The 14,360-nt window shown below is 73.8% G+C and carries 12 protein-coding genes and 1 pseudogene; 6 read left to right on the top strand and 7 right to left on the bottom strand.

Going from position 1 to position 14,360, the window contains the following annotated elements:
- Positions 1-91: 91 nt before the first annotated feature.
- From ACZ4K2_RS20245 to ACZ4K2_RS20230, 4 genes are all read right to left on the bottom strand, one after another.
- Positions 92-547 (bottom strand): tellurite resistance TerB family protein, encoded by a 456-nt coding sequence (locus tag ACZ4K2_RS20245; protein ID WP_467474668.1) that lies wholly within the window; start codon positions 545-547, stop codon positions 92-94.
- Positions 548-695: 148 nt separating this feature from the next.
- A complete protein-coding gene (locus ACZ4K2_RS20240) occupies positions 696-1,697 on the bottom strand; it encodes a sporulation protein (protein ID WP_467474670.1) in 1,002 nt (333 codons plus the stop codon).
- Between the two features lie 212 nt (positions 1,698-1,909).
- Positions 1,910-2,383, bottom strand: coding sequence for a DUF6114 domain-containing protein (locus tag ACZ4K2_RS20235; protein ID WP_467475195.1), 474 nt, complete (start codon positions 2,381-2,383; stop codon positions 1,910-1,912).
- A complete protein-coding gene (locus tag ACZ4K2_RS20230; RefSeq protein WP_467475197.1) occupies positions 2,377-3,075 on the bottom strand; it encodes a DUF6230 family protein in 699 nt (232 codons plus the stop codon). The genes ACZ4K2_RS20235 and ACZ4K2_RS20230 overlap by 7 nt, the downstream gene beginning before the upstream one ends.
- Positions 3,076-3,699: 624 nt before the next feature.
- On the opposite strand from ACZ4K2_RS20230, the gene ACZ4K2_RS20225 reads away from it, so the two are divergent.
- From ACZ4K2_RS20225 to ACZ4K2_RS20215, 3 genes are all read left to right on the top strand, one after another.
- Positions 3,700-4,353 (top strand): Tat pathway signal sequence domain protein, encoded by a 654-nt coding sequence (locus tag ACZ4K2_RS20225; RefSeq protein ID WP_467474672.1) that lies wholly within the window; start codon positions 3,700-3,702, stop codon positions 4,351-4,353.
- A 995-nt stretch (positions 4,354-5,348) separates the two neighbouring features.
- Positions 5,349-5,996, top strand: coding sequence for a ScbR family autoregulator-binding transcription factor (locus ACZ4K2_RS20220; protein WP_467474674.1), 648 nt, complete (start codon positions 5,349-5,351; stop codon positions 5,994-5,996).
- A gap of 22 nt (positions 5,997-6,018) precedes the next feature.
- Positions 6,019-7,221, top strand: coding sequence for a damage-control phosphatase ARMT1 family protein (locus tag ACZ4K2_RS20215; RefSeq protein WP_467474676.1), 1,203 nt, complete (start codon positions 6,019-6,021; stop codon positions 7,219-7,221).
- On the opposite strand, the pseudogene ACZ4K2_RS20210 reads toward ACZ4K2_RS20215, so the two are convergent.
- Positions 7,198-7,797, bottom strand: a pseudogene (locus ACZ4K2_RS20210) (cytochrome P450); the annotation flags it as partial. The gene ACZ4K2_RS20215 and the pseudogene ACZ4K2_RS20210 overlap by 24 nt on opposite strands.
- Positions 7,798-7,990: 193 nt before the next feature.
- On the opposite strand from ACZ4K2_RS20210, the gene cyc2 reads away from it, so the two are divergent.
- Positions 7,991-10,153, top strand: coding sequence for a germacradienol/geosmin synthase Cyc2 (cyc2, locus tag ACZ4K2_RS20205; protein ID WP_467474678.1), 2,163 nt, complete (start codon positions 7,991-7,993; stop codon positions 10,151-10,153).
- 204 nt (positions 10,154-10,357) lie between these two features.
- Positions 10,358-11,293, top strand: a complete 936-nt coding sequence (locus tag ACZ4K2_RS20200) for an aminoglycoside phosphotransferase family protein (protein ID WP_467474680.1) — start codon at positions 10,358-10,360, stop codon at positions 11,291-11,293.
- Between the two features lie 84 nt (positions 11,294-11,377).
- Here the strand turns inward: ACZ4K2_RS20200 and ACZ4K2_RS20195 are convergent, their stop codons facing one another.
- Positions 11,378-11,719, bottom strand: a complete 342-nt coding sequence (locus tag ACZ4K2_RS20195; RefSeq protein WP_467474681.1) for a VOC family protein — start codon at positions 11,717-11,719, stop codon at positions 11,378-11,380.
- 74 nt (positions 11,720-11,793) lie between these two features.
- Entirely contained in the window at positions 11,794-13,539 is a 1,746-nt protein-coding gene (treZ, locus tag ACZ4K2_RS20190) for a malto-oligosyltrehalose trehalohydrolase (RefSeq protein ID WP_467474683.1), read from the bottom strand.
- 177 nt (positions 13,540-13,716) lie between these two features.
- Between treZ and ACZ4K2_RS20185 the strand changes: the two genes are divergently transcribed.
- Positions 13,717-14,268: an FHA domain-containing protein gene (locus ACZ4K2_RS20185; RefSeq protein WP_467474685.1), complete on the top strand. Its 552-nt coding sequence runs from the start codon at positions 13,717-13,719 to the stop codon at positions 14,266-14,268.
- Positions 14,269-14,360 lie beyond the last annotated feature (92 nt).

The following is a 14,360-nucleotide window of genomic DNA, read 5'->3' as shown; positions in this document are numbered from 1 at the left end:
AGACCTTAGACAAGCCTCATCGTCCCAGCTCGGAAGGCACTTTCGCGTTCCCGCTCAAGATCCGGACACCGTGGCAAGTGAAACGCGCAGGCTAGAGGTCGAACTCGTGCGGCGGGAGGTCCAGCGCGTAGCACGCCTCCCGGACGACCGCCTGCTCGTCCTTGTCGAAGTCGCCGTCGGCGCCGCCGATGACGATGCCGATCTGCACCACGGCCCGCGCCTCGGCGGGCTTCTTCTTCGCCTTGGCGATCTCCTGGAGCACGCTCACCTTGCCGAAGGCGAAGTCGGTCGTCAGCTTGTTCAGGTTGTCCTCGAACCGGCGGCGCAGGTCGTCCGCCGAAAAGTTCTGCAACACCTCGTTGGTGGCGATGAGCTGGGCCACCCGCTGCCGCTCCGACGCGTCCACCGTCCCGTCGGCGGCGGCCACCAGCGCGCACATCGCCATGCTCGCATCGCGGAACGCGCCGCTCTTCAGGTCGTTCTTCTTCGCCACCAACTGGGTCTGCATCTGCGACGCCGACTCCTTGACGCGGTCCCACAGGGCCATGTCCACTCCTCCAACACCGGCCGCCGGGTGCCTGCTCGGCCCCCGGCAGCAATTTCTACAGCACCGTAGAAACTAGTGGAGCGGGTGGAAAGTTCCTCGGATCCGCGCCGATTACGAGACATGACCCACGGCGCCGCGGGCCGGGCGGTCAGTCCTCGCCGAAGTCGCCCTCGTCGTCCTCGTCGCCCTCGAAGTAGTCCCCGATCTCGTCCACGACCTCGGCGGCCACCAGCCCGCCGGCCACGCCCACGGCGAGGCCCGCCGCGCCCACGGCCACGGCCGTGCCCAGGCCCGGGCCGGAGTGGTGGCCGTCACCCTTGTGGTGACCGGCGTGCGGAGCGCCGCCGTGGCCGTACGCCGCGTGGCTGCCGTAGGCGTCGCGGTGCTCGGTCGCCTGGCGGATCCAGCCGTCCACCTCGGTGCGCCAGTCGCGGGCCGACGCGTCCTCGTGGGCCACGGCGAACCGGGTCAGGGCGTCGTGCCCCGAGGAGAACGGCCCGTCGCGGCCGTCCGTCTCCAGGACCACCTCGACGCCCGCGGGGGAGGCCAGGAAGGTCAGCTCGATCTCGTTCACCGCGTGCGCGTACTGCGGGGCCGGGGTCAGCTCGATCTCCTGGTAGAACGGCAACTGCTGGCCGGTGCCGCCGATGCGGCCGTACTCCAGGTCGGCCGAGCGGAAGCCGAAGCCGAGCTGCCCGAGGGCCTCCAGCACGGCCTCCTGCACGGGCAGGGGACGGACGTGCAGCGGGTCCAGGTCGCCCTTGTCCCGGGCGCCGGCCACCGCGACCTCCGTACGCACACCGAGCACGATGCCGAGCGCCTGCCCGTGCAGCTCGGTCACCGGGGTCTCCCAGGGCAGCGGCACGCTGAACGGCAGCTCGCGCTCCTCCTGCTCACCGAGCCGGAAGCCGCCGGCGACGGTGAACCGCTCGAAGACGACCGTGCCCTCGCCCTCGCCCTCCTCGTGCTCGGCCTCCACGCGGGCGATCAGCTCCAGGCCGATGTGCTCGACCTCCACCGGCGCACCGCCGCCCCGCAGCAGCACTCGGCCCGTCAGGGCGCCTCCGGGCAGCGCGCCGCCGCCGTCCAGCACCGTGTCCACGGAGGGGCCGCCGACCCCGATCGCGCCCAGCAGCCTCTTGAACACCATGCCGTTGCTCCTTACCCGTCGCCTCGTGCGGACGGCGCCTCGTCCGCCCGGCCCCCGGTGAACTCGCAGCGGTGGCAAAGAAGTTCCCAAGTCACCTGTTCGGGGGAACTCCGACGGGGTGCGGGTGTGCCGGAGCGGTCCGGCGGGGTGCGCCGTGCCCGGGGCGGGCCCGGAGGGTCCGCCGGGCGCGGCGTCCTCGGGGCCCGGCCCCGTCAGGCCGTGCCCTCCACCGACCCGGCGCGTTCCGTGGCCGGGGCGGTGGCCGCCGCCCTCGCCCGCCTGCGGCGCGCGCGGCGCCCGGCGCGCGGTTCCTGGTCCGGCAGCCAGCCGAAGGCGAGGCAGCTTCCGGTGGCGCCGAGGAGCAGGCCGATGAAGAAGCCGCCCAGGTTGGAGGTGAGCCAGGTGCCCAGCGAGAGCAGGATGCCGGTGATGGAGTAGAAGAGCCGCTGGGCCGGGTTGAACAGGACGAGCAGGCCCAGCAGCACCATCAGACCGGGCAGCAGGTACCCGGCCAGGCCCTGCATGCCGATGTGCATCACGACCTTCAGCGACGCCTTCTCGGTCAGCAGGATCTCGCCGCCGCCGAGGGCGAGCAGCAGCCCGCCCCAGAACGGCCGGCGGGCCCGCCATCCGCGGAAGGCGAGCCTCGGTCCCCGGCGTGGACGGTCCCGCACGGCGTTCAGCAGCCCTTGTCGCTGAAGCTGAGGTGGAGGCCGGGCAGCTTGAACACCCCCGCCGTGGTGGCGTAGTTGGTCTGCCGCAGGTTGGCGATGCGCACGGTGTCGGCCTGCTGGCTGAAGACGCCGCTCGGCCCCTTCACGCCCGCCTTGGTCAGCGTGGCGGCGTCGTTGCCGATCTCGATGTTGTCGAACGCGGCGTCACCCGACAGCTGGGTGGAGTCGGTGGTCAGGTCGGTCGCCTGCACCTTGTTCTTGCCGTTGCCCGCGGTGATCAGCAGGTTGGTGCCGCCGAGGTCGACGCTCTGGCACAGCTTGGTGAGGGTGGCGTTCTTGATCGCGGAGGTGACGACGAGCACCTGGCCGCCGGTGTCCCCGGCGTTCGGGCTGCCCTCCGCCATGTTGTCGAGCGCGCCGAACTGCTCGAACCCGGTGCCCTTCAGCTCCGTCGCGGTGACGGTGAAGGGCATGCCGGAGATGGCGAACTGCACACCGAGCGCGCCCTGTGCGGTGAGGACCGCGAGGCCGGCGGCGATCAGGGTGGCGGGTACGGCCATCACCGCGGCCCGGCGGGCCCGGACCCGGCCCCGCCGCTCGCCGCCGGACGTGCTCCCGGCGGCGTCCGGTGCTTCGGACGGGACGGCGCTTCCTGGATGCTCTGGGGTGTTGCCGGTGGACGGAACGTCCGGGGACGAGGCCATGTCTGCTCCCATGGGCATGTGATCAATGCGGATTGGGCTTCAGTGGCGCGGTGTCCTGGCGCGGACAGCGGACGCCGCGCACGCCTCCTCGCGACTCCCGGCGGGTGCAAGGGCTTTCTCGTTACGCGGCAGTAGCCTTTCCAGGAAGTTACCGCCGGTTACTTTGAAGGGTCAAGGGAGTTGTGGAAAAGGAGTGGGGGATGTGCGCGCCCCGCGACTCGGCAGCACAACTCCGTTGCGGGGCCTTGACGTTGGCGGTTGTTCAGGTCTAGAACTTCCCCTGTTTCCGCGGATCCGTGGCGCCGGGTCCGGCAGGCGGCGCCTGCCGTGCTCACGGCGCGGTACCGGACGCGTTCCCGGCCCTGCCAAGGCAAGCGCTCCACCTCGCAAGCCGGCTCCGGCACGCTCGCTTCCCCCTCGTCCGCCGTGCCCGGCCGCCCCCATGAGTCCGGCCCGGCCGGAGGTCTCCTCCCGAGACCTTCGGCCGGTGTCCGGTGTGCCGCCGTCGCGGGTCCGCGGCGTACGGAGAAGGCGTCACGACGACCCGCGCCGGCGGCAATGCGCGCACCACTCGCCATCCCTCATCTCATCTGTCCCCCCTCAGTTCGGAAGAGAGGCACCCGCATGCGTACGCGCTCCCTCCTCACCCTGGCCGGTGGCACCGCCACCGCCCTCGCCCTCGCCTGGGCCGGTCCGGCCTCCGCGGCCGGCACGGTCCTCACCACCGGCAGCACCGGCGGCACCGCGGTCGCCGTCGGTGACACCCTCACCGCGCCGCTGGCCACCGGCACCGCCGCCACGTTCTACTCCAGCGCGACCGGCACGAGCGGCGTGAAGTGCACGGGCTCCCAGTTCACCGCCAAGGTGACCGGCAACCCGGCCGCCCCCGGCACCGCCTCCGAGTCCGTCACCGCGCACACCTTCAACAGCAGCACGTGCACCAGCAACGTCACCGGCGTCCTCGGGGTCAACGGCGTCACTATCAACAACCTGCCCTACTCGGCGACGATCACCTCCGGCGGTGTCCTCACCGTCTCGCCCCCGAGCGGCAGCGCGATCCAGGCCACGGTCCAGCTCCGCACCCTGCTGGGCACCGTGACCTGCGTCTACCAGGCCCCCGGCCTGAGCGGTAAGGCGGACAACGCGGACAGCAGCATCTCCTTCGTCAACCAGCGCTTCAGCAAGGTGTCCGGTCCCTCGCTGTGCTTCGCCGACGGCTACTTCACGGCCAAGTACGCGCCGGTCACCGACGGCGGCGTCCGCGTCTACGTGAACTGACCCGGGCCGGCGCGCACCGCCGGACCCGGTCGTCCGGTCCGGTGCCGCCGCCACCGCGGGGCCAGGGCGGCGTTCCCGGTGCACGGCACCGAGGGGCGCCGCCCGCACGCCGCGGCGCCGTGCCCCGCCTCCGGCACCGGAACCCCGGTGCCGGCGGTGACCCCGGGCGGCCCGCGGGAGCCGGGACCCGCACCGCGGACCCGGCACGGCCGGTGTCCCCGCCGCCGACGTGGGCGCGCCACGCCGGCGGCTCTCCCATGCCCCGGGAGGGGCCACGCCGGAACGCGAGCGCCAGGCGCCCGGCGCACTGCCGTGCCGTCACGCCCGACACGTCGCCCCGACCGGTTTCCCGGCCGACCTCGCGCACGCACGGCACGCCGGCACCCGGCGACACGTCCGCGACCGGCGCGCCGTGCCCGGCCGGCCCCGCCCTGCCGTGAGCCCCCCCGGTGCCGGCACTGCGGCCCCGCCGCGCCGCGATGCGGTCCTGCCGTCCGGCGATTTCGGCCCCGCCGTGCCGATTCGGGCCCGGCTCCGCCGCCCCGGGCTCTCGAACCGCCCCCCTGATGCCGGCCGCGCCGTACGGGGGACTCCGCCCCTGGCGGTACCGATACCGCGCCGCTGCCGCACACACCCGGCCGCGGGGGGCGTGAAACCACCGACCGGTCCTCCTGTTTCGCGCCTGCTCCCACGCCCCGTTGAGGAGCCGGCCGTACGCCTCGTATGGTGGCGATCACGGGTGCGACACCCGGCGCCCCGGAACCATCCGGCAGCGGCCGGCGGCGGGCGGCGGTGAAGGGGGAAAGCCGACGTGATCTCGACCGTTGCCCGCGGCACCCTGTTTTCGGCCGGCCCCCGGAGCACCGCTGACACGTGTGGGGTGCGCAGGGGTGACGTACCGGACTCCCTTCGCCGATCGGTGAGTTATCGTATGCGGGACGCGAGAAACAAACCGCATGTCCCGTTCCTTTTGAGGTGAGAGGAGGGGTCCGAGGATGGCGAGGCAGTTACGCGCTGAACAGACCCGCGCCACGATCATCACGGCCGCCGCCGACCTGTTCGACCGGCACGGCTACGAAACGACGAGCCTGAGCGACATCGTCGCCCACGCGAACGTCACCAAGGGCGCCCTGTACTTCCACTTCGCCGCCAAGGAGGACCTGGCCCACGCCATCCTGGAACTCCAGTCCAGGGCCGCCCAGCAGGTCGTCGCCGACGTCGAGAACCGCGGCTGCTCCTCCCTGGAGGGCCTGATGCGCACCACGTTCGGGATCGCCAGGCTCGCCGTGGACGACCCGGTCCCGCGGGCCGGGCTCCGCCTCGCGACCGCGGACATCGCCGTACGGCCGCCGCTGCGGCACCCGTTCACCGAGTGGCTCGACTTCGCGGCCCGCAAATTCACCGGAGCCGTCAGGGAGTCCGATCTCCACGGTGACGTCGACGTCGGTGTGGTCGCCCACTCCCTGGTGTGCTTCTTCGTCGGCACCCGGGTCGCCGGACGGTCGCTCGAACCCCCCGGGCGGCTGCCGCGCAGGGTCGCCGAGATGTGGCACCTCATGATCCGCGGTCTTGTCCCGGTGCACCGGCGCCCGCGTTACGTCACCCTCGCCACGCAGCTGGAGCGGGAGATCCGCACCGCCTGACACCCGCGATACGGTGACGGTCATGCCCGACACCCCGTTCGCACCCGTGATCCTCGGCGACGAACCCGGCTCCTTCCCGCACAGCGTGCTGGCCGAACGGCACCCCGCGATCATCCGGCAGGTGCGGGACGCCTTCCCGTACGGCCCCGGCCAGCACCGCGCGCTGGACGAACTGCTGGTGAACTGCACCGGGGGGACGGTCGAGCCGCTCCCGGCCGACGCCCCGGACCGCGACCGGTGGGACGGCTGGGGGCTGGCGGAGCACACCGGGCGGTCCTGGTACGACGTGCCCTGGCTGTGGGCGGAGAGCTACTTCTACCGCCGGCTGCTCGGCGCCGTCGGCTGGTTCGGCCCCGGCGCCTGGCAGGGCGTGGACCCCTTCCGCCCCTTCAAGCGCGCCGAACTCGACGCCCCGGAGACCGACGGGGAACTGGCCGCCCTGGACGGCCTGTGCGAACTGCCGGAGGCGGAGCGGGCCCGCGCCCTGCTGCACGGTTCCCTCTGGGGCAACCGCGCCGACCTCGGCTTCCGGCTCTCCGCCGCCGGCGCCGGCGAACCGGTACCCGCGCTGGTCGCCGACGACAGCGGGACGCTCTGGTCGCTGCTGCCGCCCACCACGACGGGCACGCTCGTACTCGTCGCCGACAACGCGGGCCGCGAACTCGTCCCCGACCTCCTGCTGATCGCCCACCTCCTCGCCGAGGGGCGGACCGCGCGGGCGGTGCTGCACGTCAAGCCGTACCCCTACTACGTCTCCGACGCCACCACCGCCGACGTCGTCGACGCCCTGCACCGGCTGCGCGCGGCGGGCGGCGCGGCCGGCGGCCACGCGCGCGTGCTCTGGTCGGCCATGGCCGACGGACGGCTCACCGTCCGCGCGCACCCCTTCTCGTGCGCCCCGCTGCCGTACGCCGACATGCCGGACGACCTGCGCGCCGAGTTCGCGGCGGCCGACCTCACCGTGTTCAAGGGCGACCTGAACTACCGCCGCCTGGTGGGCGACCGGCGCTGGCCGCCCACCACGCCCTTCCGGGAGGCGACCGCGTACTTCCCCGGGCCCGTCGCCGCGCTGCGCACCCTGAAGTCCGACGTGGTCACCGGCCTGTCCGCGACCACCGAGGCCGAGCTGACGGCGGCCGGCGACCGGAACTGGCGGACGAGCGGCACGCACGCGCTGATCCAGGTCGATCCCGCCCAGGCGTCACAGGAGGCGCACGCGCAGTGACTTCACCCCGTTGATGAAGTTCGACACCAGCCGCCCGGGCGGGCCGGCGAGGCGCGGTGGCCCGGGCAGGGCGCGCAGCACCTCCTCGTGCAGCAGCCGCAGTTGCAGCCGTGCGAAGTGCGCCCCCAGGCAGACGTGCGGACCGTCGCCGAACGAGACGTGCGGGTTGGGGGAGCGGGTCAGGTCGAGCCGGTCCGGTGCGGCGAAGACCCGCTCGTCCCGGTTGGCCGAGGCGTGGAACACCACGACCTTGTCGCCCGCGCGGATCCGGCGGCCCGCCAGCTCGGTGTCCCGCGCGGCCGTCCGGCGGAAGGTCAGCACCGGCGGGTGCCAGCGCAGCAGCTCGTCCCCGGCGGTCGCCAGGCCGGCCCGGCCGGAGCGCAGCGCCTCGTACGCCTCCGGGTGCTCCGCCAGCGCCGGCAGACCGCCCGGGGCCGCGCTGCGCACGGTGTCGTTGCCCGCCACGGTGAGCAGGAAGAAGAACATCTCCAGTTCGGCGCCGGCCGGCTCCGCGTCGTGGCCGAGCGTCGTCATGATGTCGTCGGCGGGGCACCGCCTCTTGAACGCGGCCAGCCGCCCGCCGTGCACCTCGTGGGGCAGCACGAACGAGGTCATGACGCCTACGGTGACCCGCGCGCGGGGGCGCGGCAAGGGATCCGACGCCACAACTCACCACCCGGCGGCCACGTTTCGCGGTCGGTTCACGCGATGGTGTGATCATGTGCCGCGCGGCGGATGGGCGTGCGGGGCCGGGGGTAGTGCCCCGGCCATGACGCAGCCGTTCGAACTCCCGCACTTCTACATGCCGTACCCCGCGCGGCTCAACCCGCACCTGGACGAGGCCCGGGCCCACTCCACCGCGTGGGCCCGGGCCATGGGCATGCTGGAGGGCTCCGGGATCTGGGAGCAGGCCGACCTGGAGGCGCACGACTACGGGCTCCTGTGCTCGTACACCCATCCCGACTGCGACGGCCCCGCCCTCTCGCTCATCACCGACTGGTACGTATGGGTGTTCTTCTTCGACGACCACTTCCTCGACATGTTCAAGCGCACCCCGGACCGCGCCGCCGGGAAGGCGCACCTGGACCGGCTGCCGCTGTTCATGCCCCTCGACCCGTCGGCGCCCGTGCCCGAGCCGGAGAACCCGGTCGAGGCGGGCCTGAAGGACCTCTGGGAGCGCACGGTGCCGTCGATGTCCGCGGACTGGCGCCGCCGTTTCTCCGTCGCCACCGAGCACCTGCTCAACGAGTCGATGTGGGAGCTGTCCAACATCAACGAGGGGCGGATCGCCAACCCCGTCGAGTACATCGAGATGCGCCGCAAGGTGGGCGGCGCGCCCTGGTCGGCCGGGCTCGTCGAGTACGCGACCGCCGAGGTGCCCGCGGCCGTCGCCCGGACCCGGCCGCTGCGCGTCCTCATGGAGACGTTCTCCGACGCCGTCCACCTGCGCAACGACCTGTTCTCCTACCAGCGCGAGGTCGAGGACGAGGGCGAGAACAGCAACGGCGTGCTGGTCCTGGAGCGGTTCTTCGGCTGCACCACCCAGGAGGCCGCCGACACCGTCAACGACGTCCTCACCTCCCGGCTGCACCAGTTCGAGCACACCGCGCTCACCGAGGTGCCCGCCGTCGTCCTGGAGAAGGGCCTCACCCCGGTGGAGGCCGCCGCGGTCGCCGCGTACACCAAGGGGCTCCAGGACTGGCAGTCCGGCGGCCACGAATGGCACCTGCGCTCCAGCCGCTACATGAACCAGGGAGCCCGGACCGGCTCGCCCTGGCAGCTCCCGAACGGCCCCGGCACCTCCGCCGCCGATGTCGGCGCCCTGCTCGCCGGCGCCGCCCGGGAGCGGCTGCGCGCCTACTCCCACGTGCCCCGCCAGAAGGTCGGCCCGTCCCGCATCCCCGACCTCTACATGCCGTACCGGGTACGGCTCAGCCCGCACCTGGACCGGGCCCGCGGCCGCCTCGCCGACTGGTGCCACCGGACCGGCATCCTGGAGGAGGGCGTCTGGGACGAGGACAAGCTCGCCGCCTACGACCTCGCGCTGTGCTCCGCCGGACTGGACCCGGACGCCACCGCCGAGGCCCTCGACCTCAGCGCCCAGTGGCTCGCCTGGGGCACCTACGGCGACGACTACTACCCGCTGGTGTACGGCCACCGCCGGGACCTCGCCGCCGCCCGGCTGACCACGGCCCGGCTGTCGGCGTGCATGGCCGTCGAGGGCGAGCCGGCCGTCGTCCCCGGCAACGCGATGGAACGCGGGCTGGCCGACCTGTGGGCGCGCACCACCGCAGGGATGACACCCGGGCAGCGGCGCTCCCTCAAGGCCGCCGTAGACACGATGACCGAGAGCTGGGTCTGGGAGTTGTCCAACGAGATGCAGCACCGCGTCCCCGACCCGGTCGACTACCTGGAGATGCGGCGTGCCACCTTCGGCTCGGACCTCACCCTGAGCCTGTGCCGGGCGGGCCACGGCCCGGCGATCCCGGCCGAGGTGTACGCCAGCGGGCCGGTGCGCTCCCTGGAGAACGCCGCGATCGACTACGCCTGCCTGCTCAACGACATCTTCTCCTACCAGAAGGAGATCGAGTACGACGGCGAGATCCACAACGCCGTCCTGGTCGTGCAGAACTTCTTCGGGGTGGACTACCCGGCGGCCCTGCGCGTCGTCCACGACCTGACGACGCAGCGCATGGAGCAGTTCGAGCACGTGATCGCCCACGAACTGCCGGTGCTGTACGAGGACTTCGGGCTGTCGGGCGAGACGCGCACGGCGATGGACGCCTACGTGCTGGACCTCCGGAACTGGCTGGCCGGCATCCTCCACTGGCACCGGGAGGTCGACCGCTACAAGGCCGAGTGGCTCGGCCGCCGCGCCCACGGCTTCCTGCCGGACCGCCCGCCCGCCGCACCGGTCCCGTCGCGCCGCTGACCGTCGCCGCGCCCGGCCGGCCCCCTCACCCTTTCGTGTCCCGCCGCGGCCGTCCGGCCCGCCGGGCCCGGCCGGGCAGCGGGCCGTCCGGCCGGTCTCCCGATGCCGCGGCCCGCGGGGCGGCAGACGGCGCGACGGGCATAGTGGACGGAGGGATGCCCACCGATCCCTCCTCGACGACACCGGAACGGCGACGCTCGACCCATGGCCCAGGCACCGACACCCACCGCGGACACCGTCCGGCGACTGGTCCGCTCGCTGCCCGTCGAGGGCGGCGGCGGCACCGCCGGGCCCGCCGTCCGGCCCGTGACGGAGGACCGCGCGCACACCTGGTGGATCGGCGGCCGCCACGTGCTGCGGCTCGCGCCCGACCGCGATGCGTCCGTGCGCCGCCGCCGGGAACTGCGCCTGCGCGATCTGGTCCGCCCGCACCTGCCCGTGGCCGTCCCGGTCAGCGTCGCGCACGGCGACTGGGCACCCGGTCTCGCCTACACCCTCGACACCCGGCTGCCCGGCGGCACGGCCGACGAGCACGACGTCTGCGCCGTCGGCGAGGCCGACCTCGCCGGACTGCTCGGCGGGCTGCGCGCCGTCCCGGCCCGCCAGGCCGAGGCGCTGGGCGTGCCGCGCGCCGCCCCGCGCTCGCTGGAGGCGCTGCGCCGGACGGCCGCGCACGCGGCCGAACGGCTCGCCGCGGCCGACGAGTTCGACGCCGCCCGGCTCCGGCAGCTCACCCCGGCCGGCGCGGCCCAGCTCACCGCGCAGCCCGGTACCGCCGTCCTCACCCACCACGGACTGACCGGCGCGCACGTGCTGGTCGGCGCCGACGGCCGGGTGCGGGGCGTCCTGGACTGGACCGCGGCGGCCCTCGGCGACCCCGCCGAGGACATCGCCGGGCTCGCCGCCGCCGTCGGCTCCCCGGCCGCCGTCCGCGCCGCCACCCTCGCCGGCTACGGCGCCCGCGCCTGCCTGCGCGGGCTGTGGCTCGCCCGCTGCGACACCGTCATCCAGCTCACCGACCGGCTCCAGGGCCGCACCGGCGGCTCCCCGGCCCCGCTGCGGAGCCGGCTGCGGCGCGTGTGGGAGCCGATCCTGCTGGAACGCGTCACCGACCTCAAGGAGGACGACCCGGAGCCGTGACGACGGCCCCGGGTTCCCCCTTCCTTTTTCTCGACGTCCCCGGGCAGTAGCTGTCGTGCCGGACGCGGAACCGCCCAGCACCCCTCAGTGGACGCAGAACTCGTTGCCTGCCGGATCCCGCAGCACGGTCCAGGCGAGTCCCGGAACGCTGTGCTCGCCGACGACGCTCGCCCCCAGGGCGACCAGCCGCTCCACCTCCTCCGCCAGGCTCGTGCCGGGCGCGGCGGCGAAGTCGACGTGGACCCGGTTCTTGCCCCGCCGCTCTTCGGCCACGCGCTGGAAACCCAGGGCCACCGGCTGCGCCCTGACGATGACGAAGTCGCCGTGGTCCTGGGCGATCTCGCCGCCCAGCGCGGTGGCCCACCACCGGGCCAGCTCCCGCGGTTCCGCACAGTCCACCGTGACCATCACTGCTGTCAGACTCATGATCGTCACCCTAATGACGACCACCGACAATCATCGGCGCCGGCCGTTCGCGCAACCGCGGGCGCACGGCGCGCTCAGGGCTGGACCAGGACCACGCAGGACTCGCCGGGGAGCTGGAGCAGGCCGTCCGGGCCCGGGGCCGTCACCGGCTCCCAGGCGGCGAGGACCTCGACGCGGCCGGTGCCGAGCGGGATCGCCACGGGTTCCGCGCCCAGGTTCACCGCCACCCGTACGTCCCCGCGCCGGAAGGCCAGCCAGCGGGCGTCCTCGTCGTACGCCACCTTCGTGTCCGCGAGGTCCGGGTCGGTGAGGTCGGGCAGGGTGCGGCGCAGCTCGGTCAGCCGCCGGTACCAGGCCAGCACGCGCGCGTGGGGCTCGCGTTCCGGCTCCGACCAGTCGAGGCAGGAACGCTCCCGGGTCGCCGGGTCCTGCGGGTCCGGTACCTCCTCCTCGGCCCAGCCGTGCGACGTGAACTCCCGCCGCCTGCCCCGCCGTACCGCCTCGGCCAGCTCCGGGTCGGTGTGGTCGGTGAAGAACTGCCAGGGCGTGCCCGCCGCCCACTCCTCGCCCATGAACAGCATCGGCGTGAACGGCGCGGTCAGGGTCAGCGCCGCCGCGCAGGCCAGCAGGCCGGGGCCGAGGTGCGCGGCGAGCCGGTCGCCCTGCGCGCGGTTGCCGACCTGGTCGTGGGTCTGGCTGTAGCCGAGCAGCCGGTGCCCGGCCACGCGCGCCCGGTCCAGCGGCCGGCCGTGCCCGCGGCCCCGGAAGCTGGAGTACGTGCCGTCGTGGAAGTAGCCGCCGGTGAGCGTCTTGGCGAGGGCCGCGAGCGGCTGCCGGGCGAAGTCGGCGTAGTAGCCCTGGGACTCGCCGGTCAGCGCGGTGTGCAGCGCGTGGTGGAAGTCGTCGTTCCACTGGGCGTGCAGCCCGAGACCGTGCTCCGCGCGCGGGGTGATGAACCGCGGGTCGTTCCGGTCCGACTCGGCGACCAGGAACAGCGGCCTGCCCACCTCGCCGGCCAGGTCGTCCACGGCCGCCGACAGCTCCTCCAGGAAGTGGCACGCGCGCGTGTCGTACAGGGCGTGCACGGCGTCCAGCCGCAGCCCGTCGATCCGGTAGTCCCGCAGCCAGGCCAGCGCACTGCCGAGCAGGAACGCGCGCACCTCGTCCGAACCAGGCGCGTCCAGGTTCACCGCCGACCCCCACGGCGTCTGGTGGGTGTCCGTGAAGTACGGCCCGAAGGCGGGCAGATGGTTGCCCGACGGGCCCAGGTGGTTGTGCACGACGTCCAGGACGACGCCCAGCCCCAGCCCGTGGGCCCGGTCCACGAAGCGCTTCAGCGCCGCCGGACCGCCGTACGGCTCGTGGACGGCCCACAGCGACACGCCCTCGTACCCCCAGCCGTGCCGCCCGGGAAAGGGGCACAACGGCATCAACTCGACGTGCGTCACGCCCAGTTCCACCAGGTGCCGCAGCCGGTCCGCGGCCGCGTCCAGCGTGCCCTCGGGGGTGTACGTGCCCACGTGCAGCTCGTACAGCACCGCGCCCGGCAGTCCCCGCCCCGCCCACCGCGAACCCCACTCGTGGACCGCGTGGTCCACGACCGCGCTCAGCCCGTCCGGGCCGTCCGGCTGGCGGCGCGAGCGCGGGTCGGGCAGCACGGGACCGTCGTCCAGCGCGAACCCGTACCGCGTGCCGTCCCGCGCCTCCGCCTCGCCCGCCCACCACCCCTCGCGCGCGGGGTCGCGCGCCAACGCGCTCGTGCCGCCCCCGCAATGGAGCGTCACTCGGTCTGCCTGCGGTGCCCACACCTCGAACTGCACGGACGCGTCCCCTTCGTCTGCTCACCGTGATGTCCCGCACGACCATCGTGCCGTCCCGGATGATCGATCCGCCTCCGAATCGGCCCTTTGCCCGCGGGTGTCGCGGAAGTACCCGTACAACGCCACCGGTTACGTGTTTTCTGGACACCCGCGGTTCACTGCCCGACAATCACTCGCGTGACGTCGTCCTTCGAGTTCTCCACCTGTCCCGCGCGCCTGTCCGACGCGGAGCGCGACAAGGCGCTACAGGTGCTGCGCGACGGCGTCGCCCTGGGCCGGCTCTCGCACGACACGTTCGTGCGCCGGATGGAACTGGCGCTCGCCGCGCGCCGCTCCGACGAACTCGCCGTCCTCGTCGCCGACCTGCCCCGGGAGAACCGCTTCTCCCGCGCGGTGCTCGGCGGCGTCGGGGCCGTCTCCGGGTTCACCGTACGGCTGCGCAGCGCGTGGCAGGCCGAGCGGCTGCCCAAGCTGCTGCTGCCGCACCCGGCCCACACGCACCCGCTGCGCATAGGGCGCGACCCGGCGAACGGCCTGCGCCTGAACCACGAGACGGTCTCCCGCGTGCACGCCGAACTCAGCAGGCAGGGCGGCCTGTGGGTCCTGCGGGACCTCGGCTCCACCAACGGCACCACGGTCAACGGCCGCCGGGTGACCGGCGCGGTCGTGGTGCGCGAGGGCGACCAGGTCGCCTTCGGCCGGACCGTCTTCCGGCTCGCGGCGGGGTAGCGCCCCGGCGCGGAACGGGCCGCGCCGCGCTCGGACACGGGCCCGCACGCGCGCGCGTGCCCTCCCGATCGGGTGAGCCGCACTGCGGAGGA

Source organism: Streptomyces sp. NPDC025833 (assembly GCF_055558055.1).
The sequence above is the reverse complement of the archived record's forward strand: the minus strand, read 5'-3'. Positions and strand labels throughout refer to the sequence as shown.